The organism is Vreelandella aquamarina (genome assembly GCF_044805175.1).
GTDB lineage: Bacteria > Pseudomonadota > Gammaproteobacteria > Pseudomonadales > Halomonadaceae > Vreelandella > Vreelandella aquamarina_B.
This window is the reverse complement of the sequence record NZ_CP085232.1, coordinates 1278555-1302063: the sequence shown is the minus strand read 5'-3', so window position 1 is coordinate 1302063 and position 23509 is coordinate 1278555. Positions and strand designations below refer to the sequence as shown.

Sequence of the window (23509 nt, the reverse complement as noted above, 5' to 3'; positions counted from 1 at the left end):
TGATTGAATACGAGTAAGCAACGCCCGTTAGCGGCGTGTCGCGTCGTAACCTAAGTCAGCACCGCGACTTTCATCACTACGGCGGCGTACACTGCCGCGCTTGCGGTTCTCTTCTTCACAGACTTCGTCTTTGCCGCCGCAGATATCGCAGCCATCTTTCATACCAATTTGATTCAGCCCGCCGCAAGAGCCTGCGATGGGTTTACGACCCATTAGCACGCCCACGGCCATAGCGCCCATAATCAGCGCCATAAACCCGAATACCAATAGCCAAATGCCCATGTTGTCCTCCCAGCATTGCGTTAAGTGCCACACCTGCCGACAAGGATCATGCCGATAAGTGCCTTAAAATTTATCGTCTATTGTACCTCAGCCGCTACAAAATGATCAGGCATAACCTACTTTTTAACGGCTGCCGGTTTTAAACATTAATAAATCGGCCTGATAGCCAGCGGAGCAAAAAACAAACGGGGCTAGCCCAAAGGCTAGCCCCGTCCGCATTGCGCGTTAGTACACGCTTAGCCGCCGAAGTCATCCAGCAGGATGTTTTCCGGCTCAACGCCCATATCAAGCAGCAGCTTGATAACAGAGGCGTTCATCATGGGCGGCCCACACATGTAGTATTCACAGTCTTCAGGAGCCGGATGGTCCTTCAGATAGTTTTCATACAGTACGTTGTGGATGAAGCCCGTTGGGCCTTCCCAGTTGTCTTCCGGCTGAGGGTCGGAAAGGGCCAGGTGCCACTCGAAGTTCGGGAACTCTTCCGCCAGCTGGTCGTACTCTTCGTTGTAGAAGGTTTCACGCCAAGAGCGCGCACCGTACCAGAACGAAATCTTACGCGTCGATTTCAGACGCTTGAGCTGGTCGAAGATATGGCTACGCATCGGCGCCATACCTGCACCACCACCGATGAAGACCATTTCGGCATCGGTATCTTTGGCGAAGAACTCACCGAACGGCCCCATTACGGTCACCTTGTCACCCGGCTTCAGGTTGAAGACGTAGGTGGACATCAGGCCCGGCGGATGGCTGGTGCCGGGAGGCGGCGTCGCGATACGGATGTTGAACTTGAGGAGGCCTTTCTCTTCCGGATAGTTCGCCATTGAGTAGGCGCGGATAACTTCCTCGTTGTTCTTATGGGAAATGTCGAACAGGCCAAACTTTTCCCAGTCGCCACGGTACTCTTCTTCGATATCGAAATCGGAGAACTTGATATCGTAGGGCGGTGCTACCAGCTGAACATAGCCACCGGCGCGGAAGGCAACTTCCTCGCCTTCAGGCAGTTTCAGGTTCAGCTCTTTGATGAAGGTAGCTACGTTGGGGTTGGCCGTTACTTCAGTTTCCCACTTCTTCACGCCGAAGACTTCTTCCGGCACTTCAATTTTCATGTCCTGCTTAACAGGAACCTGGCAAGAGAGGCGCCAGCCCTCTTTCTTCTCGCGCATGGTGAAGTGCGACTCTTCGGTCGGCAGGATAGAACCGCCGCCCTCTTCTACCCGGCATTTGCACTGGGCACAAGAACCACCGCCACCACAGGCGGAAGAGAGGAAAATACCGTTGGCCGCCAGGGTGTTCAAAAGCTTGCCGCCGGCCTGGGTCTTCAGGGTGTGCTCGGGGTCGCCGTTGACTTCAATCGTCACGTCCCCGCTACTCACTAGCTTGCTGCGCGCTGCCAGAATGATCGCCGTTAAGCTAATAACGATGACCGTGAACATGACAACACCGAGCAAGATGACAGTTGTATCAACCATGTCGGTTTCCTATTGCTGAAGGTTTTCTATACCTCGGCAGCCAAGGCTGCCGAGAAAACCGGCTCCGATTAAAGCTGAATGCCAGAGAAGGACATGAAGCCCAGTGACATTAAGCCAACGGTGATAAACGTGATGCCAAGGCCTTGTAGGCCGCTAGGCACGTCGCTGTACTTCAGCTTCTCGCGGATACCTGCCAGGGCGGCAATTGCCAGCGCCCAGCCGGTACCAGCACCAAAGCCGTAAACGACGGCTTCGCCAAAGTTGTAGCTACGCTCAACCATGAACAGTACGCCACCCAAGATGGCACAGTTTACGGTGATCAGCGGCAGGAAGACGCCCAGCGCGTTGTATAGCGACGGTACGTACTTATCAAGGAACATCTCCATGATTTGTACCAGCGCCGCAATAACACCGATGTACGAGAGCAGGCCAAGGAACGACAGATCGATGTTCTCGGCACCGCTGATGCCGGTCCAGGTCAACGCACCCTCTTGCAGCAAGTAGGTGTATACAAGGTTGTTAACCGGAACAGTGACGGTGAGCACCACGATAACGGCGATCCCGAGACCAATGGCAGAAGATACCTTCTTAGACACTGCCAGGAAGGTACACATCCCCAGGAAGAAGGCCAGTGCCATGTTCTCGACAAACACTGAAGCAACGAAAAGGCTTAGATAGTGTTCCATGTTACACGGCCTCCTTCGGCTTGGTGTTGTGCTTCATCTTGAACTCGTTCTCTTCTACCTGCTCGGGGTTGACAGAGCGCAGTACCCAGATCAACAAGCCGATGATAAAGAAGGCGGAAGGCGGCAGCAGCAGCAGGCCGTTCGGTACATACCAGCCACCGTTCTGGATAGTCGGCAGTACGGTGAAACCAAACACGCTACCAGCACCCAGTAGCTCGCGAACGAAGCCTACTACCATCAGTACAAAACCGTAGCCCAAGCCGTTACCAATACCGTCCAAGAACGACAAGCCCGGCGTATTGGACATCGCGAAACCTTCCGCGCGACCCATTACAATACAGTTAGTGATAATCAGACCCACGAAAACCGACAGCTGCTTAGACATTTCGTAAGCATAGGCTTTGAGGATCTGGTCAACCACGATAACCAGCGAAGCAATGATGGTCATCTGAACAATGATACGGATCGAGGACGGAATATGATTCCGAATCAGCGATACGAACAGGTTCGAGAAAGAGGTTACGAAGATAACCGCCAGAGCCATTACCAGCGACACGCTCATGCTGGTGGTTACCGCTAGCGCAGAACAAATCCCCAAAATCTGCAGTGCGATGGGGTTGTTCTTGAAAATCGGCGCCGTTAAAACGCCTTTTGCATTTACATCCGCCATGATCAGGCCCCCTCAACGTCGTCGAAGTCAGTCTCGGTGTCTTCGGCGTCTGATGGCTCGGTACCGCTGCGGAATTTAGCCAGGTAAGGAGCAAAGCCCTCTTCACTTAGCCAGAACTGCAGCATGTTGGTCACGCCGTTACTGGTCAGCGTTGCACCGGAGAGCGCATCGACTTCGTGCTCGTTACTCGCGCCGCCCTTGGTCAGGTGGATCTCCGGTGAGAGGTCGCCCTCTTCACTGTAAATCTCTTTACCTTCCCACTGGGCTTGCCAGCGCGGGTTGTTCACTTCAGCACCTAGACCGGGCGTTTCGCTATGGTCGTAGTAGGTGATACTGACAATGGTGTTGCCATCCCCTTCAACAGAGAGGAAGCCCATCATGCTGCCCCACAAACCCTGCCCACGAATCGGCAGCACGATCTGGTCGGGGTTTTCAGCATCGCCTACGAGATAAACAGTGGCGTAGTTCTCTACTTGAGACAAACCAGCGATATCACGGTCACCTGACAGCGTGCGGCCGGTAGCCGGGTCGCGAGCTGCCTCAAAGCCACTGAAGGTTTCTGGATCGAACTGATCAGTGTACTCACCGGTTTCCAGCTCTACCACACGAGCAGTGATCTGGTTGCTAAACGTCTCTTCTACATCCATGCCCGACTCATAAAGACGGGCCACGTTCAGGATGTTGGTTTTGCGGTCAAGCTCCTGATTGAGCTGCTGTGCGGGACGCAGTGCCACGGCCGCCGTCGAAACGATGACCGAGCACACGATGCACAGCGAGAACGCTACGATCAGGACTTTTTTGATGGAGTTGTTACCTTGTGCCATTAGGCAGTCTCCTCGGCCGGTACGCCAGTACGCTTGAGACGGCGCTTCACATTGGCCTGGACGAAGAAGTGGTCAATCAGCGGCGCAAACAGGTTGGCGAACAGAATGGCCAGCATGATGCCTTCCGGGAAGGCCGGGTTCACCACGCGGATCAGCACGGTCATCACACCGATCAGCGCACCGAATACTAAGCGGCCTTGGTTAGTCATTGCGGCTGACACAGGGTCGGTCGCCATGAATACCATACCGAAAGCAAAACCACCGATGACGAGGTGCCAGTACCACGGCATCGCAAACATGGGGTTGGAGTCGGAACCGATTAAATTGAACAGCGTGCTGGTAATCACCATGCCTAAGAAGACGCCCAGCATGATGCGCCAGTTGGCAATCTTGGTCCACAGCAGTACAGCAGCACCGATCAGGATGGCCAGCGTTGATACTTCACCCACGGAGCCAGGAATAAAGCCTAAGAAGGCATCCCACCAACTGTAGGTGCTCGTCAGCGCGCTCATGCCGTCTTGGAACGCCATTGAGAGTGCCGTGGCGCCAGTATAGCCATCAGCAGCAACCCACACAGCATCACCAGAAATTTGTGCCGGATACGCAAAGTAGAGGAATGCGCGGCCCGTCAATGCTGGGTTGAGGAAGTTCTTACCCGTGCCGCCGAAGATCTCTTTACCGATCACGACACCAAAGGTAATACCTAAAGCCACCTGCCATAGTGGAATAGTAGCCGGCAGGATCAGCGCAAACAGCACGGAGGTCACGAAGAAGCCTTCGTTGACTTCGTGGCCGCGTTTGATCGCGAACAACACTTCCCAGAAACCACCCACGATGAAGGTCACGAGGTAGATAGGCAGGAAGTAAGTGGCGCCTAGAACGAAGTTCGCCCAGAGGCTGCTCGGGTCATGACCGCCCGCTAAGGTCATCATGATCGCTTCGCGCCAGCCATTCATAGAAGCGTAACCCGCCTCAATAGCGGTGTTAGCCTGCCAGCCTGCGTTCCACATGCCGAAGAACATGGCTGGGAAAGTACAAAGCCATACCGTGATCATGATGCGTTTAAGGTCAACACCATCACGAACGTGGGCTGTCGTTTTCGCCACGCTGGGGGGCGAGTAGAAGATTGTATCTACCGCTTCATAGAGCGGATAGAACTTCTCGTACTTACCACCTTTATGGAAGTGCGGCTCGAGATTATCGAGTGTTTGTCGAATACCCATCATCAGGCCTCTTTCTCGATCATGGTGAGATTGTCACGCAGGATGGGGCCGTACTCATATTTGCCGGGGCAAACGTAGGTACATAGCGCCAGATCCTCTTCGTCCAGCTCAAGACACCCAAGCTGCATGGCAACCTCAATGTCGCCCACAATCAGCGAACGCAGCAGCTGCGTCGGCATGATATCCAACGGCATCACGCGCTCGTAGTTGCCCACCGGTACCATGGCCCGCTCGGAGCCGTTGGTTGAGGTGGTCGGCGCGTAATTGCTCAGGCCTTTGAATTTGGAGATATAGATACCCATTACCGAGTGACGATTGGCACCCAGCGAGAGCCACCCCATAAAGGTGCGCTTATTGCCTTCTTCCAGCAAGCTGACTTGGTTATGGAAGCGGCCCAAATAGGTCAGTTTGCCTTCAGCTGCAGCGCCAGAGAATACCGAGCCGGAAATAACGCGGGTGTCGTCCGGTTGGATGACTTCACCAGCCAAGAGTTCATCAGTGCTTGCGCCAATACGCGTACGTAGCAAGCGTGGCTTTTCAGCACGCGGACCACCGACGGCAATGATTCGGCTCATGTCCAGCTTGCCTTCAACAAACAGCTTACCGAAGGCAATCACATCCTGGTAACCGATGTGCCACACTTTTTTGTGTAACGCTACCGGCGACAAGTAGTGAATATGCGTGCCTACCAGGCCAGCCGGGTGTGGCCCGGCAAAGCTTTCGATTTTTACACCGCTGATATTGCCACCTGGAACGGAAGCATTCGCGCCTGTGCATAGAAAAACGTTGCCCTCGGTCAGGCGGGTTAGCACCTTGAGGCCGTCTTCAAATGCCTGGGCATTCTCATTAATAATGAAGGCAGGGTCAGCGCTGAGCGGATGGGTATCCACTGCAGTGACAAAGATATCAGCAGGAACGCTATCAATAGCCGGCGTGCGCGAGAAAGGACGGGTGCGCAGGGCAGTCCAGAGTCCTGACTCAACAAGTTGGTCGACAACTGTCTGGCGGTCTAATTGCTCTAAAGTGCCACGATCATGAGAGGCGAATGTCATCGCTTCTTCATTTTCATCGACTTTAATGACTACAGACAGCAAGCGACGCTTTTCGCCACGGTTAATAGCTACTACTTCACCACTGGCTGGCGCGGTAAAGCGCACACCCTCAATTTTCTTATCGGTAAAGAGCAGTTGGCCTAGTTTGACCTTGTCCCCTTCCTGAACTTCCATTGTTGGTTTCATACCAACATAGTCAGTGCCCAGGATTGCCACGTGGCGCACGGGCTGCGCATCTTCAATACGCTGCTCGGGCGCTCCCGTGATGGGGAGATCCAGGCCTTTTTTGACTTCGATCATAGTCTCGCCCAGTTGATGGATCGGATATACGAAGGTAAGGGGTTCGAATGCTTATTTTCTGTTCAGCGAATTCTTGTTTTCTGTTCAGATTGTTACCAATCAGGCCCAAGCAAGCTTGAACCACCCCGAAAAATCTATCGCATTATAAAGACAAGCGTGGCCAATGACCACATCCCTGACAGCCTCCAAAAGTGCTATATGCATTTGTAGGGCTTTTAATTCTGGTACAAAAAACGCCACCCGAAGGCGGCGTTAACACAACGTTTTATTGACAAATCCCTAAATCAACACATTACCGCCTGCGCTTTTAGCTAGCTTGACGCGGCAGCTTTAAAAACTGCACGTTCGACATATGCTGAAGGATGCGAATAACCTGGCAGCTGTAGCCAAACTCGTTATCGTACCAAACATACACAACCGCGTGATTGCCGTTAGCGATAGTGGCTTTGGCGTCTACAATCCCAGCATGACGGTTGCCAACAAAGTCTGAAGAGACTACCTCTGCAGAGTCAACAAAATCGATCTGCTTCTGATATGCCGAGTCAATGGACATACGGCGCAGGTAGTCATTCAGCGCTTCCGCATCGGTGCCCTTCTCCAGCGTTAGATTCAGAATCGCCATGGAAACATTCGGAGTCGGCACACGGATAGCGTTACCCGTCAGCTTACCCTCTAATTCTGGCAGCGCCTTGGCAACGGCCTTGGCCGCACCAGTTTCGGTCAATACCATGTTGAGCGCCGCGCTACGTCCACGACGGTCACCTTTATGATAGTTATCAATCAGGTTTTGGTCGTTGGTGTAGGCATGAACAGTTTCCACATGGCCCGTTACCACGCCATACTCATCGTTGAGCACTTTTAGCACCGGCACAATGGCGTTAGTGGTACAGGAAGCCGCTGAAACAATGCGATCACTGTCGCTAATTGTTTCATGGTTAATACCGAACACGATATTTTTGATATCGCCTTTACCCGGCGCGGTCAACAACGCTTTTGCTGCTCCTTTACACTCAAGGTGCTGCCCCAGGCCCGCCTCATCACGCCAGATACCGGTGTTATCCACGATCACTGCGTTATGAATATCGTAGGCAGTGTAATCAATCTCGCTGGGGGAATCGGCATAAATCACCTGCACCACGTTGCCGTTAATGGTCAGCGTGCGCGCTTCAGCATCGACAGTAATGGTGCCGTCAAACGGGCCGTGGACAGAATCACGACGCAGCAGGCTGGCACGCTTTTCCAAATCCTTCGCTACATCACCCCGGCCACGTACCACAATGGCACGCAAGCGCAGTAAATTACCGCCACCGGCTTTCTCAACCATCACCCGCGCCAGCAGGCGACCAATGCGGCCAAAACCATACAAAACCACGTCCTGGGGTTCGCCTTTACTGCCATTCGGCTGGTAGCCATCGACGATTTCGCTTAGTTCACCGCGCAAAAACGCATCCAGGTCACCACCACCCTGATGCTTGAAGCTGACCGCCAGCTTGCCGACATCAACATGGGCAGGACCCAGATTCATTTCGCTCATCGCTTTGATGATGGGGAACGTATCCGCTACTGATAGCTCCGTACCCTCAATTTTGCGCACAAAACGGTGATCTTTAAGAATACGAATGACCGACCGCTTGATCAGGGAACGTCCGAACATGGTGGCAACAACATTATTCTGGCGATAGAGCTGACCCACCAGCGGGATCATCTGCTCGGCCAGAGCTTCGTTGTTCTGCCATTCGTGAAAAACGTTTTCGAGAGCTTGCTGACTCACGTGCGGCCTCATTGAGTAGTGAACGGGGGTTTCAATAAGCATTATCCTGGGCTTATTAGAGAGCCGCAATGAATGGATGGTCGCACAAGATGTAGGGGTATTACAGAAAATGGGCATTGACTACAAGCGCTAGCGATGCATGGTTCAGTCCCGCTTCACCTCAAGGCCTCTGCGTAAAAGGGTGGATCGTGTATGATCCAGATTCCGTTTCAGCGCAAAACGATACCTTTATTATGCCTTCTTTCTCTCTGCTCGAACCGCCCCAGCCGCAAGGGATTCGCGACACGCTCTATTTGCAAGCGCCGCCGGGCAGTGCGACTGCTTTAGCGCTAGCCCAGGTCGCAACGAGCGGGCCGCTGCTGGTGATCACCCCCAACACGGCCAGCGCCCAGCGCCTGGAGCAGGACCTTGCCTTTTATAGCAGCGTGCCGGTTCTCCCCTTCCCCGACTGGGAAACCCTGCCCTACGATAGCTTCTCGCCCCATCAGGATATTATTTCTGCCCGACTGAGAACACTACGTCTGCTGCAGGATGGCGTGCGCGGCATTGTGCTCGTACCGGTTAACACGCTGATGCAGCGCCTGCCGCCAGTTTCCTACATCGCGGGCCGAGTGATGACGCTAAAGGCGGGTGCCACGCTGAACCGCGAAGCCTTCCGCGAATCGCTCTCCAGGGCAGGCTACCGCGCGGTCGAAACCGTTTACGAGCCCGGCGAGTACGCTATGCGCGGCGCGATTATCGACCTGTTCGCCATGGGCATGGACGAGCCGATCCGCATTGACCTATTCGATGACGAAATTGACACGCTGCGCCATTTCGACCCTGGCAGCCAGCGCTCCACGGATAAAGTCGATGCTATCGAGCTGCTGCCTGCCCACGAGTACTCGCTTAGCCGCAGCGCCATTGCCTGTTTCCGCGAGCAGTTTGAAACCCTATTTGACGTAGACCCACGCCAGTGCCCGCTCTATAACGATGCGCTGAAAGCGATCCCCTCGCCTGGGCTAGAGCAGTACTTACCGCTGTTTTTCGATGAAACCGCGTCTCTCTTTGAACACGTTACCGACGATACCCGTATCGCACTGCTGCCTGGGGTGTTTCAAGCCGCCGAACAGCATTGGCAGTCGATTGAGTCGCGCTACGTCAATCTCGGCGTTGACCCCACGCGCCCTTTGCTGCCGCCCCACCGGGCATTTTTCCCGGTCAACGAGGTATTTTCCGCCATCAAGGCGCGCCCCCGCCTGGAGTTCACCGACGATGACAGCCAGCGCCACGCCCAAACCCCGCTGGCACAAACACTACCGAGCCTAGCGATTAATGCCCGCGCCAAGCAGCCGCTAAGCGAGCTGGCAGGCTTTATGGATCATCACCCCCAAACCCGCGTGCTGTTTGTTGCCGAGTCCCGCGGGCGGCGGGAGGCGCTGGAGGAGGTACTCTCCCCGCTGAAGCTATCGCTGCCCCACAGCGATAGCTTCCAGGCCTTTTTAGCAGGCAACGAGCGTATCGCCATAACGGAAAGCCTAGTGGGTAGTGGTCTCTGGCTCACCGAGCCTGATATCGCAGTGATTAGCGAAACCGAGCTGTTTGGCGACGTCGTGCGGCAAAGCCGTCGGCGGGAAAAAGCCACCGACGATAACGAGCTAGCGGTTCGCCACCTTTCCGAGCTGCGCGAAGGGGCGCCGGTGGTTCACCAAGCCCACGGCGTAGGCCGCTACCTGGGCCTGGAAACCCTGGAAGCAGGCGGCCAGGCCAACGAGTTTCTCGCCCTCTCCTATGCCGACGGCGCCAAGCTGTATGTGCCAGTAGACAGCCTGCACCTTATCTCGCGCTATAGCGGTGCCGACGACGAACTTGCCCCGCTGCACAAACTCGGTTCTGACCAGTGGGAGAAAGCACGCCGCAAGGCCGCCGAGAAGATCCACGATACCGCTGCCGAATTGCTAGATATTTATGCCCGCCGAGAAGCCCAGCAAGGCACAGTGTACGACCCGCCCGGCGATGAGTATGTGCGTTTTGCGGCCAGCTTCCCGTTTGAGGAAACACCGGATCAGAAGGCGGCTATCGAAGCAGTGATCAGTGACATGGTCTCTCCTCAGCCAATGGATCGCGTGGTGTGTGGCGATGTGGGCTTTGGTAAAACCGAGGTAGCCATGCGCGCGGCTTTCTTAGCGGTGCAATCAGGCAGGCAGGTGGTGGTCTTGGTCCCCACAACGCTACTGGCGCGCCAGCACTTTGAGAACTTCCGCGACCGTTTTGCCGACACTGCCGTGAATATCAGCCTCATCTCGCGCTTTACCGGCGGCAAAGAGATGACCCAGACCCTTGAGAGCATCAAGAGCGGCCAAACCGATATTGTCATCGGCACCCATAAGCTGCTATCGAAGAGCGTCGAACTGCCCAAAATGGGCTTGCTGATTATCGACGAGGAGCACCGCTTCGGCGTCGCCCAGAAAGAGAAGCTGAAGACCTTGCGCGCGGAAATCGATATTCTCACGCTCACCGCCACGCCTATTCCACGCACGCTCAATATGGCCATGAGCGGCATCCGCGATCTTTCCATCATCGCCACTCCGCCAGCACGGCGGCTATCGGTAAAAACCTTTGTACAGCAGCGCGACAACAGCATTATTAAGGAAGCACTGCTGCGGGAGATCCTGCGTGGCGGCCAGGTTTACTTCCTGCATAATGAAGTTAAGACCATTGAAAACGCCGCCGAGCAGATCCGTGAGCTAGTACCGGAAGCCCGGGTGGCAGTGGCCCACGGCCAATTACCGGAACGCAGCCTTGAGCGGGTGATGTCTGACTTCTACCACCGCCGCTTTAACGTGCTGGTGTGTTCCACCATTATTGAAACCGGTATTGACGTGCCTAGCGCCAATACCATTTTGATCGAGCGCGCGGATAAATTCGGCCTAGCACAGCTACACCAGCTGCGCGGCCGCGTGGGGCGCAGCCACCACCAGGCGTATGCCTACCTACTGACACCGCCGCCTAAGGCGATGACACGGGACGCCGTGAAGCGCCTAGAAGCCATTAGCGCCTCGGACGACCTGGGAGCAGGCTTTACCCTGGCCAGCCACGATATGGAGATTCGCGGCGCCGGGGAGCTTTTGGGCGACGAGCAGAGCGGCCAGATGGAAACCATCGGTTATACGCTCTATATGGAGATGCTAGACCGGGCGGTAAAAGCGATCCGCGCAGGCAAAACCCCCAATATCGACGCGCCCTTCAACACTGGCGTCGAAATCAGCCTGAACCTGCCTGCCCTCATCCCCGATGATTATATCCACGATGTGCAGCAGCGCCTGGTAATGTATAAACGCATCGCCAACACGCAATCAGACGCTGAGCTCAAAGAGCTGCAGGTCGAGCTGATTGACCGCTTTGGCCTACTGCCCCAACCGCTTAAAAACTTGATTCGGCAGACGAAGCTGCGCCACCGGGCAGAGCTGCTGGGCGTTGCCCGCATCGAGGCCGGCGACCAACGGGGCCGCATTCTGTTTAACACCACAACGCAGGTAGACCCGCTCACGCTGGTCACGCTGATCCAGAAATCGCCTCAGCACTACCGTTTAGACGGTTCAGACACCTTACGATTTGAATTTCCAATGGAAAAAATCGAACAGCGTTTCGAAAAAATAGAAACCCTGTTAACAACCCTTAATCAAAAAGTAGCGGTGGAGTGAACCTTGGGGCAAACTTGCCGCTAAGCAGCGCATACCGGGGCAGCACACATCGGCAACGCATTGCTGCCCATTTCCATGAGTACCAGCAGTGCATACATTGATTAGGAAATACCATGAATACTCGTAATAACATCACCCGTTGGGGCCCCACCAGCCTAGCAATTCTGCTAGCAGCGGGCCTTGCGGGACCAGTCTATGCACAGCCATCGGCCGAGCAGGCTGAGAGCACCGTGGCGATTACTGGCGATGCCGCTGCCAGCGCAGAGCAGGTTGCCGAGGCGCGGGAGCTACCCCGCGGCCACTTTCGCCTGCCCGAACAGGGCGATATTATCGGTGAGTACTACACCGTTACCGTCGATGACCCTGAAGATACCCTGATTGATATCGCCCGCCGCCATAATATTGGCTACGAAGAGATCCGCATGGCTAACCCAGATGTTAGCCTTTGGGTACCGGGTGAAGGCACCGAGGTGGTGATTCCGGCGCGCTACATCCTGCCGCCAGCGCCCCGCGAAGGCGTGGTGGTTAACCTTTCCGAACTGCGCCTCTACTACTACCCCGCCGACAATCCAGGCATTGTAGAAACCTATCCAGTCAGTGTGGGGCGTGAAGAGTTTGCCACTCCAGTAGGCATCACTCGAACCACCGTTAAGGTAAAAGACCCTGCCTGGGCACCGCCTGCCTCTATGCGTCGTGAAGCTGCTGAGCGCGGCGAGCCAGCCCCCGCCATTGTACCGCCGGGGCCAGACAATCCCCTTGGCCGCCATGCCATCTTACTAGCAATGCCAAGCTACCTAATCCACGGCACCAACCGCCCTGATGGGGTGGGTATGCGCGTTAGCCGCGGCTGTATCCGCATGTATCCAGAAGACATTGAATCACTTTATGAGCGTCTACCCAGCGGCACTCAAGTAAACCTAATGGATGCCCCCTTTAAAGCCGGTTATGCGGCAGACGGTACGCTGTTTATGCAGTCTTACCCCCAGTTAGAGGAGAACGTCGGTAACTTTGAGCCGCTGCTAAACGCTATTGAGCGCGTTAGCGAGCTTGCAGAGAATCAGGCCGAGATCGACTACGAGCAGGTAAAACGCGCTGTTGAGTCGCCCGATGGCCGCTTCGTAGCACTTTACGGCCCACAGGCACCAGCAGCTCCAGAGCCCGAACCCGAGCCGCAACCTACCCAGCAGCTTGAGGGCATTCTCAAAGGTGTAGAGCTCTCTACCTCTGTCCGTATTGAAGGCGATGCTTAAAACGGGCATCAAGTAAACAGGTATCAGGCAACAAAAAACCCCGCCGAGGCGGGGTTTTTCACATCTACAGCAGCCACTAGGCACGTAGCCATCCCAGTGGCCCAAGCAGAATTACTTCTGCATGGAACGCTGGAACATGCGGTTCATTTCTTCACGGTTCTGCTCAGACATTTGCAGAGCAGCTTGCGCGTCGCGCTGAGCTTGGTTTGCAGTGTTCAGAGCTTGTGAAGCCATGCTGCGAGCTTCTGCGGCGTCAGCCTGTGCAGATTCAGCAGTCATGCGAACTTCTTCCAGAGCGCTAGTAGAAGCACAGCCAGCCAGGATTGCCAGAGAAGCGGCAGCGGCAGTCATCTTCAGAGCAGTCTTCAGAGTCATAGTGTTCTCCTTGAGTCTTCCTTGGGTACTACGTTAAGGGTATGACAAAAAGTAAGGCTAAGAGGTTAGCTTAAATTTGTCTACCTGCGGTGCAGGTTCTTCACAGCGACTTGTACCAGGGTTACGCACCAGGGCACGTAAGTCAAACGCTGTTTTATAATAGACCACAGCGGTTGTCTATAGCCACTTGTTTAAAACCTAGAACTTCCTTCAACAACACAAGCCTAGCGGATCACCACGCGAGTGCCAACCTCAACTAGCTCAGCTACTCGTTCGATTTCTTCATTGGTAACAGCCACACACCCTTGGGTCCAGTGGAAGCTACCGTGGATCTCTGGATCACCACCGCCAATTCCGTGAATCCCGATAGCTCCGCCCAGCGCAGTATTCTGCGGGGGCGAGCCGTAGCGCCGATAATGATCGAAGTAGGCTTCATAATCCGTTTGGGAGTATATGCCTTTTTCGAGCGCCATACGCGCGTGAGGTGGCGTAGGATAATCGATACCGATGAAGATATGCCACTGACTTTCGAAATTAAATCGATTAACCCTGAACTCTCCCAGCGGCGTCACGCTGTCACCGCTAACACGCTGGGTTTTGGCCCCGCCGCGACCCAGCGAGACAGGTGAAAAACGCTCGACTATCGCATTGCCGCGAAAGATGCTCAGTGTCGCCTCTTTATCGTCAATCAGCACCCACAGCTCGTTGCTGTGGCGTGGTGTGGCAGCACGGGAAAGCAGCGTCGCAACCAAGTCGGTTGGCTCATAATCGTTCACAGCGCTTGTGGCCGTTGCGCTGGCGACTGCTGGCCAGCTCAGTGCCAACGCTAGAAATCGGCGACGGTCTACAGACATCATTATTGCTCTCAAAAAACGGGCCAGCAGAGCTGGCCAACGACGCATTGATGACGGCTGTTATACCCTATTCAAGCGCCCCTTGTCAGTGCTCTAGCCGCCTAATTTATGCTCCGAGCGTGACTAGTGCTGAGCTAAACTGCTGATTCAATAATAATTAGATATCATCGAACTCTTGCATGCTCGCAACCAGCTTACGTGCTTCTGCATTATGCCCTTCCGCCAAAGCGTTAAAGAAGATCTCCTCCGGCTCCACCTTAGCCCGGGAAGCACGGTGCTCATAGAGGCTTTGCAGCTTGCGGTGGGATTCAACCGCCGTTTCAGTAAGCTCATCGATAGAGCCAACGACAGTCTGCTCAGCTAGCGCTTCAAGCTCAGGGGGTTGAGGGAAATCACTAGAGTCGTCGAACCATATCTCTAGCACTTCGCGGTGGTCCGAGCCGTCATGAAACAGGCCCTCCAGCCCTGTTTTCATTTTGAGCTCACTATTGGCCAAGTAGGTTAACGCCATGGCTAGCCGTTCATGTTCGGCGCCTTCGGCGGCTTCGCTGTATTGGCGGGCCATGCGGCCATGGTAACCCGCGGCCCACTCGACTAGATCCTTAACTTGGTTGTAGCGCATCCGTGTCTCCTATGTCGTTGCTTCCCTATACAGCATGGTGGCAAGCACGCACATTTCAACACCTAGTTTCTTAACATCTAGTTTCTTAGCATCTGGCTATACACGTTTCTCAGCACACGTTTCTCAGCAGAGTGCTGCTTCGTCACCACTCCTGGCTTGTTTCCCGCAGCGAAGCAATATCGCGCTTCGCGGCTTGAAGGTTCTCTAATAGCTGTTCAGCCAGCGTCAGTTGGCTCCCTACGGCAATCATGGCAGGGTTTTGCACAGCGCGGCGGGCGGCGCCATCGTCGCTATGCAGCTTATCCAATTGGCCCACCAGCCAGTAGAGCCAGCTTTCCGGCCGCTGCGCGGCATCGCGCAGGCGCTGTAGCTCCGCCACATCGGGGCCATTACTGGCGAGCAGCGCGCGCCAATCGTGGTTCTCCAGCCGCGCGTGCTCTGTGACCTCTTTCAACAGCGAGCCGAGCGCCAGCTCAAACAGTGCCAGCGCGCTCTCTTCAATGGCCATTTGCCGAGCTGGCGTATGCTCGTCATCGCCAACTGGCAGGCCGACCAGCAGCTCAGCCTGGTATAGCAGTTGATTGGTACGCGAACGGGGGCTCACTTGCGCTTATCCTCCACATGCCATTTGCCGCCTTCAAAGGTCGCCTTCCAGCCGGTCGCTTTGCCCTCTTCATCGGTCATTACGTATTGCTCTTTGTTTTTACGTGAGAAGCGGATCTGCGCGGGGCGGCCATCGGGGTCTTCGCTTGGCGCATCAAGAATAAAGTGATACTTCTCCGGCAACTCATCGGCGTGGGCTTTCAGCTCTTTGACCAGAGGCGGGCGGGTTTCACGGTTTTTAGGGAACTTGCTAGCCGCCAGGAACAGGCCACTCGCGCCATCCCGTAGAACATAGTGGTCATCTACCTTTTGGCAAGCCAGCTCTGGCATGGGGATCGGGTCCATCTTCGGCGGCGCGACTTCGCCACTGCGTAGCAGCTTGCGGGTGTTTTTACACTCGCTGTTGGTGCAGCCAAAGTACTTGCCAAAGCGGCCTGATTTAAGCTGCATCTCCGAGCCGCACTTATCACACTCAATCACCGGCCCATCATAGCCTTTGATCTTGAACTTGCCGCTTTCGATTTCGTAGCCGTCACAGTCAGGGCTATTACCGCAGATATGCAGCTTACGGGTTTCATCAATCAGGTAGTTATCCATGGCCGTGCCGCATTTCGGGCAGCGGCGCTTGGCGCGCAGCGCATCGGTTTCCGCCTCTTCGCCGGCGTCTTCTGCCACGGCCTCTTCACCGGGAATCAGATCGATGGTGGTTTTGCAGCGCTCTTTAGGCGGCAGGTTATAGCCACTACAGCCCAAAAACACCCCGGTGGAAGCGGTGCGAATCTGCATTTTGCGACCACAGCTCGGGCAATCGATATCGGTAGGCACCGGCTGGTTGGGGCGCATTCCCTCCTCGCTTTCGGCCTTCATCAGCTCCATGCGGAACTCTTCATAGAAAGCATCTAGCAACGCCTGCCAGTTGCGCTCTCCCTCGGCCACTTCATCCAGGCTGTCTTCCATACGCGCGGTGAAGGAGTAGTCCATCAAATCGGGGAAGGACTCCTTCAAACGCTCAGTGACAATATCGCCCAACTTTTCGGCATAGAAGCGGCGGTTTTCCAGCTTGACGTAACCTCGGTCCTGGATGGTCGAAATAATCGATGCGTAGGTGGAGGGGCGGCCAATACCCTGCTTCTCTAGTTCTTTGACCAAGCTGGCTTCAGTGTAGCGCGCAGGTGGCTTGGTAAAGTGCTGCTGCGGGTCGAGTTTTTCCAGCTGCATTGCCGTGCCGGTGGGCAGGTCAGGCAGGCTCTGATCTTCGTTTTTGCCCGTAGGCTTCATTACCCGGGTGTAACCGTCAAACTTCAGCACGCGCCCTTTGGCACGCAGGTCGTAGCCATCCACTTCCACGCTGAGCGTACTGGAAAGGTATTCGGCCGGGGTCATCTGACACGCCACGAATTGGCGCCAAATCAGTTCGTAGAGGCGTTCAGCGTCGCGCTCCATCCCTACCAGATCGGTGGCTTTACGCTCAACGCTGGAGGGCCGGATAGCTTCGTGGGCCTCCTGGGCGCTCTCTTTGCTGCTGTAGCGATTGGGTGATTCCGGCAAGTAGCGTGCGCCATACTCATCACCAATAAACGAACGGACACTCTCCACGGCGTCTTTCGACAGGTTGGTAGAGTCGGTACGCATATAGGTGATGTAGCCCGCTTCGTAGAGGCGCTGGGCCATGGTCATGGTCTTCTTCACCGAGAACCCTAACCGGCCACTGGCGGCCTGTTGAAGCGTCGAGGTGATAAACGGCGCAGTCGGCTTTGATCTGGTGGGTTTATCTTCCCGCGAGGTAATCGAGAGCTTGGCTTTGCGCAGCTGCTCAATACGCGCCAGGGTATCCTTTTCAGAGGTGGGGCGGAACGGCTTGCCATCCTGACGAACAAGGGCAAAACGCACCAGTTCTCCATCCGGAGAGACGAGATCCGCATGAACGTCCCAAAACTCTTCGGGAATAAAAGCGCGAATCTCCCGCTCACGCTCCACAATCAGACGCACCGCCACAGATTGTACGCGCCCGGCGGAAAGCCCGCGGGCAATCTTGGCCCACAATAGCGGCGAGAGCATAAAGCCCACTACGCGGTCCAAGAAGCGGCGTGCCTGCTGAGCTTCAACCCGGGGGATGTTCAAGACACCGGGGGCTTTAAACGCATCCTGAATGGCGTTTTTAGTAATTTCGTTGAACACCACGCGCTTGTAGCGGCTATCGTCGCCACCGATGGTTTCGCGAAGGTGCCAGGCAATCGCCTCCCCTTCACGGTCCAAATCCGTAGCGAGATAAACAGCGTCGGCCTTCTCAGCCAGTTTCTTTAGCTCAGCGACTACCTTCTCTTTCCCTGGAAGCACTTCGTAGTGCGCTTCCCAGCCGTTATCCGGGTCAATCCCCATGCGTCGAATGAGCTGGTCGTGAGCTTTACGCTTTTTATACTCCGCCTTCTCTTCCGCCGACATCTTACGCGTTGCCGCGGCCTGGCGTGCACGCTCCTTTGGGTCGGAGGCTGCCTTACCTGAGCCGCTGGTCGGCAGGTCACGGATATGACCTACGCTCGACTTTACGATGAAATCGTTGCCGAGATATTTATTAATCGTCTTCGCTTTCGCTGGCGATTCGACGATGACCAGTGACTTGCCCATAGTGCTCCACTTTTCTATTGCCCAGGCGCTATCGCCCATGCTTTGAATACGTTGCCGCCTTAATATGTATTTAGCGACCATGAGAAAAATGCGCCTACCCTACCCCAGCCCTTCATTAAGCGCTAGTAGCAACCGTTTCTTAGGGAGCAAAGCAAATCCTAGCAACAGCGCATTAGCAGTACTATGCGTTTAACGGTGCTTTTTTTGCCGTAGGGTAGCTAGACACTAGACTGCCGCTAGACACTCGGCAACCCAAATAACGGGATGACAATAAAATGCCCCCGCTCAAAAGCGGGGGCAAGACCAGATAGACAAGCAGTCTTAACGCTTGCGGGGAGGGCTACGCCGCTGGGCGTTTGAGTGCGAGGCCGACTGTTTCTTCGCAGGCGCTTCTAACGGAGTGTCCAATGTTTTTTCGTCAGGCACTTGGTTCGTCGCAGGAGACGGCAGTGCAGCCGGACGCGCTTTATCAAACAGTGCCTTTATCTGTTCAAACCGGTTAGCGGCATGTTCCGTTAACTCGCCGCTAGCGGCAAAGACGTGCTCTAAATGACGAATATAGTCATCTATCGCTTCGCTGCTTTGGCCTTTCAGCAATACCGGCAACGTATTAAGCGCCTGCTCTCGGTCAAGCTTCAGAATAAAGAACTGCTCACGCACTAAGCGCTTAAATTCACTTAACGAGGTGCCGGGTTCCAGCTCCGCTCGGGAAGCGCGCAGTCGCTTGAAGTTACGCTCATCGGTGGCCGGCGCACCGCCCAACACATAGATCACCGAGCGCATCACCGCTTCGTGGGGGCCGCCTTGGGCAATTTTATGACGCAGTTCATTTTGGCGACTTTCAATGAAGCGCCGGTGCTCAGGCTCTGCCCCTGGACGACGACGGTGCACGTGAGCATCGCCATATAGCCCAACGGCGGCTTGGAGCAGCGGTTGACCGTAAATATCCATAAACAGGCGCTCTGTTGAGCTATCCCGTAGGTCGCGCCATGCGTTTAGGATGGACACAATGTGGTCAGACGCCATGGTTTCTAACGCTTTGTACATATTGTCCTGTTCAACCGGCTGACGATGGCGGCGCACATAGTCAGCCATAACCGGCAATGGTACGGTAAGCGGGTTACGATCGGACAGCAGCTTATAGCCCAGGCGAATGGGATGCATGCGGCGAATCCAGCGCGCGGCTTCCGGTGTCATGACCGCTTGCACCCAGGGTTGAACATACAGGCGGTACAGACCCAGGTTGATTTCGGAGATGCGGGCAACGGTTGCAAACCGACGATCATCTTCCGGCTTATGCATCACATCCCGATCCAGCTCTTCAAAGTTCCGAGGTGTAAACTCCAGCAGGTAGTCGCGCTCCATCAACTCGGCATCCGAGCGCTCATCGGCGTGCGACACAGTCGTTTCGTACAGCCCCGGCGGCATAACATCAATGTAATCCATGTTCGCCGTAAATTCGGAGTGCTCTTTACGGGAAACACTGCCGGATACAAAAATTCCCAGATGGCCAGTGGTGTCGTGCAAGCAGTAGATAATCGTCTGCTCGTTGGCAATAATATCCTCTTCGCCCTCGTAGAGATCACGAATCCAGCCCAACGCCTGGGGCGGTGGCGTAATATCATCCCCCCGTGAGCAGAACACTACCACCGGAGAGCGCACATTGCGTAGATCAATCCGCCGTCCGTCACGGGTTATCAGTTGGGCAGTTGAGAGGCGATTGCCGACAAACAAGTTATCGACAATGTACTGAATCTCATTGCCGCCAAGCACTACATGGCCACCCCACCAGCGTTCAAACTCCAAGTAGCGTTTGGTCTCGGTATCAATATTGGCGTAGAGATGGTACTGCTTTTTCCAGTAAGTGTTGGCTGGGTTGAGGCGCTCAAAGTTCTGCACCAGCCATGCCCCATCAAATAGGCCGTTACCGATATCACTGGTCAGCGCGGTAATCCAGCTACCGCCTGTCATGCCACCGGTATATCGCATGGGTGCCTTGCCATGCTCACCCGCCCAATAGGAGAGCGGCGCTCCGGCTATCAGAATTGGCCCGAAAACCTCAGGCTCAAGCGCAGCGGCCATCATCAGCTGCCAACCCGCCTGGCAGTTGCCAACGACCATCGGTTTTTCGGTAGTTTCTGGATGAAGCTCAATGACATGGCGGAGAAAAGCAATTTCTGCTTCCACCACATCTTCCACCGTTTGGCCTGGCTCAGGAAAAGGTAAAAAGCCGATGAAGTAGCAAGGATGCCCTGCTTTGAGCGCCACGCCCAGCTCGCTATCCGGCTTGAAACCACCGATACCAGGGCCATGCCCAGCCCGCGGGTCGACCACCACAAACGGGCGCTTCTGCGGGTCAATTTGAATATGCTCGGGCGGCAATACCCGAAGCAGCTCATAGTTAGTCGGCCGAGGTAGCGTGCGGCCATCCAACAGCACTTCGGTTTCAAATCCGAGCACATTGGGCTTTGTCTGCTCCATATGTTCGAGATATTGGTTACCGCGCTCGCGCATAACATCCCAATACAAAATGTTGCGTTCTACGCTATCACGCCAGTAGCGCATAGCAGCACGCCCAAATCCAAAAGGATCGAGCATGCTTGCAACAGCTTCGCCGCCTGATAACGTCGCGGAATCATTCGATGAGCCAAACCAAGGAGCGGCAAGCGCATTGGTAAGCAAAGGATTAGCGAGAAAGTTCATAAATTCTCCCGTTGGGTTGATGCATAGCACCAATCCCGAAGCAATGATGCTGCAATGCAATATAGTTTAGGCCACTCCTTGCCTAACGTCGATGATTACCACACGCTCGCCTAGAGCGTTTTGCTCCTGTGCTGCTCTTTCATGCTTATACACCGCTCAGCTTTAAAAGCGATAGCCTTCAAACGGTGATAGCATCTCTGCCCTGACGCTGATACTGCTTTCTTGTTTAAGAGCGTCTTGTTACTGAGAAAGTTTACCCTGAGGTGGTTATGTCATCCCCCACGTTGCTCAACCGCTTAACGTTTCGACAGCTGCAGGTCTTTCAGGCAGTGCATCGACAACGCTCCTACTCGCGGGCCGCCGAACAGCTCGGGCTAACCCAGCCAGCTGTGAGCGCACAGATTCGCCAGCTTGAGCAAGCGCTGGGGCAACCGCTATTTAAGTACGCAGGCAAAACTCTTCATATCCTGCCAGCGGCTGACACATTGGCACTCTCAACTCGGGAAATCTTTGGCCAGCTCTCACGGCTGCAGATGAATCTTTCAGACATTAACGGCAAAATCAGCGGTAAGTTGAGCATCGCTGCGGTGTCGTCAGCTCAATACGTGGTGCCCTACCTGTTAGCAAAGTTTCGTGCGCGCTACCCGGATGTTCAGCTGCGCTTAAAAGTATGCAACCGCAGCCAAGCACTTGAGCGGCTTGCTGAGCAGCAGGACGACGTCGTCATCATGGCCATGGTGCCCGAGGACGATGGTTTAGTCGTCATGCCGATTCTCGAGAACGAACTGGTGGCGGTGGTATGGCCTGAGCATTCGCTCTTGCGCATGTCCAACCCAACACTTGCCGACTTTGCGCGTCATTATGTGCTGATGCGAGAACCCGGCTCTGGGGTGCGCAGCGCCTTTGAGCAGCTCGCTATCGACCAAGAGGTTGGCCTCCCCCACCGCATTGAGCTCGGCACAAACGAAGCGATTAAACAGGGGGTGATGGCCCATCTAGGCGTAGCAGTGCTACCACGGTTAGCAGTACAGCTTGAGTTAGAGCAGGGGTTACTGGCAACGCTGTCACTACCCAATTTCCCTATTCGGCGCGCTTGGTGCACGGTATACCGCCGCGACCACTTTCCAACCCCGGTTGCTGAGCTTTTCTTGCGCTTTATACGGGAGCACTTACCTGAGTTCCAGCGCCACTTTCAAGCACCCTCTAGCCCACTGCCAAGTCATGGGGTTTCTTGCTTGCCTGCGCTATCGCTAGAGTACGAGCACTAGCCGTTTACGGTGTCTTGTTGATTGCCAATTATGTTACATTATCTACAACCTACGTATCAGTCAGCGTTACTCAGGGCCTAGTCAGCAGCCGTATCGCAACCACACTTCCCACGTTTATGCTGTGTGATGTGTCGCTCGAATGGTCTAATGGCTAGCCGCAAAGTAGAGAGGCTCTCTCCTATGAGCAACACCCCTTCCCAGCGCGTGCCCAGCGGTGAAAAATTCCGTAACGAACATGGCATGACGGTGATAAAGGATGGCATGAAACAGCGCAAAGCGCAGACAGATGCCCCTTCACTTGAGCGCAAACCCAAATGGCTACGCGCGCAAATTCCTGGTGGCGAGCGTTTTGAGGCCGTTAAGAAAAACGTAGCTAAACATCGGCTAAGTACTGTTTGTGCTGAATCCCACTGCCCCAACATGGGCGAGTGCTGGAGCAACGGTACCGCCACTATCATGTTGATGGGGTCGGTATGTACCCGAGCCTGTCGTTTTTGCGCGGTGGATACGGGCAATCCTAAAGGCTGGCTGGACCACGAAGAACCTGAAAATACCGCCAAGTCTGTTGAGCTAATGGGTCTGCGCTATATCGTGTTGACCTCGGTAGACCGCGATGATCTGGATGATGGCGGTGCGACCCACTACGCCAACTGCATCCAAGCTATTAAAGCGCGCACGCCAGAGGTAGTGGTGGAAGCGCTAACGCCAGACTTTGATGGCGACAAAGCTGCCATTGAGCGCGTTGTTGATTCCGGACTTGAGGTGTTTGCCCAGAACGTCGAGACCGTTGAGCGGCTCACCAGCAAAGTACGTGACCCGCGCGCAGGCTATCGCAAAACGCTCGATGTACTCGCCCACGCCAAACAGCACCGCCCCAATGTGCTCACCAAAACCAGTTTAATGCTGGGGCTAGGCGAGACTGACGAAGAGATACTGCAAACGTTTGATGACCTGCGCGAGATTGGCGTAGATATCGTCACGCTGGGCCAATATTTGCGCCCTACCAAGAACCACTTGGCGGTTGAGCGTTGGGTAAGCCCGGAAGAGTTTGAGCGCTACCGTTTGCTGGGCCTTGAGAAAGGCTTTATGGAGGTAGCATCTGGCCCGCTCGTCCGTTCCAGCTACCGGGCAGACCGCGTTTTCGAGAAAAACAACCTTGGCCTCGCCGCGCCAGCGGCCATTCCAGGGCAGGAAGAGCAGGACAACAACCGTATTCCTGCCTTTAACGTCGGTTAGCGTATCTGCCTGC

18 protein-coding genes are annotated in these 23509 nt (G+C 55.1%); 4 read left to right on the top strand and 14 right to left on the bottom strand.

The genetic code is table 11. The features are described 5' to 3' along the window. Nucleotides 1–27: 27 nt before the first annotated feature. The 8 genes from nqrM to LG300_RS06050 form a co-directional block, all read right to left on the bottom strand. Nucleotides 28–282, bottom strand: coding sequence for a (Na+)-NQR maturation NqrM (nqrM, locus tag LG300_RS06085; RefSeq protein ID WP_404377505.1), 255 nt, complete (start codon nt 280–282; stop codon nt 28–30). 236 nt (nt 283–518) lie between these two features. Beyond that, nucleotides 519–1751, bottom strand: coding sequence for an NADH:ubiquinone reductase (Na(+)-transporting) subunit F (gene nqrF, locus LG300_RS06080; protein ID WP_404377504.1), 1233 nt, complete (start codon nt 1749–1751; stop codon nt 519–521). Nucleotides 1752–1819: 68 nt separating this feature from the next. Continuing rightward, nucleotides 1820–2437, bottom strand: a complete 618-nt coding sequence (nqrE, locus tag LG300_RS06075; protein WP_404377503.1) for an NADH:ubiquinone reductase (Na(+)-transporting) subunit E — start codon at nt 2435–2437, stop codon at nt 1820–1822. Between the two features lies 1 nt (nt 2438). Further along, on the bottom strand, nt 2439–3107 hold the full coding sequence (locus tag LG300_RS06070) for an NADH:ubiquinone reductase (Na(+)-transporting) subunit D (RefSeq protein WP_404377501.1): 669 nt from the start codon (nt 3105–3107) through the stop codon (nt 2439–2441). 2 nt (nt 3108–3109) lie between these two features. Further along, nucleotides 3110–3931, bottom strand: a complete 822-nt coding sequence (locus LG300_RS06065; protein ID WP_404377500.1) for a Na(+)-translocating NADH-quinone reductase subunit C — start codon at nt 3929–3931, stop codon at nt 3110–3112. Then, the gene (locus tag LG300_RS06060; protein ID WP_404377499.1) at nt 3931–5157 is read right to left on the bottom strand and encodes an NADH:ubiquinone reductase (Na(+)-transporting) subunit B; all 1227 of its coding nucleotides are present in this window, start codon (nt 5155–5157) and stop codon (nt 3931–3933) included. Before LG300_RS06060 ends, LG300_RS06065 begins: the two co-directional genes overlap by 1 nt. Next, nucleotides 5157–6506, bottom strand: coding sequence for a Na(+)-translocating NADH-quinone reductase subunit A (locus LG300_RS06055; protein ID WP_404377498.1), 1350 nt, complete (start codon nt 6504–6506; stop codon nt 5157–5159). The genes LG300_RS06060 and LG300_RS06055 overlap by 1 nt, the downstream gene beginning before the upstream one ends. Before the next feature lie 307 nt (nt 6507–6813). Beyond that, complete coding sequence (locus tag LG300_RS06050) at nt 6814–8277, bottom strand: glyceraldehyde-3-phosphate dehydrogenase (RefSeq protein WP_404377497.1); 1464 nt, start codon at nt 8275–8277, stop codon at nt 6814–6816. 233 nt (nt 8278–8510) lie between these two features. Between LG300_RS06050 and mfd the strand changes: the two genes are divergently transcribed. Together mfd and LG300_RS06040 are read left to right on the top strand one after the other, a co-directional pair. Further along, nucleotides 8511–11960, top strand: a complete 3450-nt coding sequence (gene mfd / locus LG300_RS06045; RefSeq protein ID WP_404377998.1) for a transcription-repair coupling factor — start codon at nt 8511–8513, stop codon at nt 11958–11960. A 113-nt stretch (nt 11961–12073) separates the two neighbouring features. Beyond that, on the top strand, nt 12074–13210 hold the full coding sequence (locus tag LG300_RS06040; protein WP_404377496.1) for a L,D-transpeptidase family protein: 1137 nt from the start codon (nt 12074–12076) through the stop codon (nt 13208–13210). 111 nt (nt 13211–13321) lie between these two features. Here LG300_RS06040 and LG300_RS06035 read toward each other — a convergent pair whose 3' ends face one another. From LG300_RS06035 to LG300_RS06010, 6 genes are all read right to left on the bottom strand, one after another. Further along, entirely contained in the window at nt 13322–13585 is a 264-nt protein-coding gene (locus LG300_RS06035; RefSeq protein WP_016914087.1) for an Lpp/OprI family alanine-zipper lipoprotein, read from the bottom strand. Nucleotides 13586–13809: 224 nt separating this feature from the next. After that, complete coding sequence (locus LG300_RS06030; RefSeq protein ID WP_404377494.1) at nt 13810–14442, bottom strand: murein L,D-transpeptidase family protein; 633 nt, start codon at nt 14440–14442, stop codon at nt 13810–13812. A 154-nt stretch (nt 14443–14596) separates the two neighbouring features. Beyond that, the gene (locus LG300_RS06025) at nt 14597–15061 is read right to left on the bottom strand and encodes a 2-hydroxyacyl-CoA dehydratase (protein ID WP_404377493.1); all 465 of its coding nucleotides are present in this window, start codon (nt 15059–15061) and stop codon (nt 14597–14599) included. 142 nt (nt 15062–15203) lie between these two features. After that, nucleotides 15204–15665 carry a DUF6586 family protein gene (locus LG300_RS06020; RefSeq protein WP_404377492.1) on the bottom strand — a complete coding sequence of 154 codons (462 nt, stop codon included), beginning with the start codon at nt 15663–15665 and terminating at the stop codon, nt 15204–15206. Further along, entirely contained in the window at nt 15662–18289 is a 2628-nt protein-coding gene (topA, locus tag LG300_RS06015; RefSeq protein ID WP_404377491.1) for a type I DNA topoisomerase, read from the bottom strand. The genes LG300_RS06020 and topA overlap by 4 nt, the downstream gene beginning before the upstream one ends. Nucleotides 18290–18610: 321 nt before the next feature. After that, nucleotides 18611–20992, bottom strand: coding sequence for a DUF3141 domain-containing protein (locus LG300_RS06010; RefSeq protein WP_404377490.1), 2382 nt, complete (start codon nt 20990–20992; stop codon nt 18611–18613). A 269-nt stretch (nt 20993–21261) separates the two neighbouring features. Here LG300_RS06010 and LG300_RS06005 point away from each other — a divergent pair, with 269 nt between their 5' ends. Together LG300_RS06005 and lipA are read left to right on the top strand one after the other, a co-directional pair. Next, the gene (locus LG300_RS06005) at nt 21262–22260 is read left to right on the top strand and encodes a LysR family transcriptional regulator (RefSeq protein ID WP_404377489.1); all 999 of its coding nucleotides are present in this window, start codon (nt 21262–21264) and stop codon (nt 22258–22260) included. Between the two features lie 180 nt (nt 22261–22440). Continuing rightward, nucleotides 22441–23496: a lipoyl synthase gene (gene lipA / locus LG300_RS06000; RefSeq protein ID WP_404377488.1), complete on the top strand. Its 1056-nt coding sequence runs from the start codon at nt 22441–22443 to the stop codon at nt 23494–23496. Nucleotides 23497–23509 lie beyond the last annotated feature (13 nt).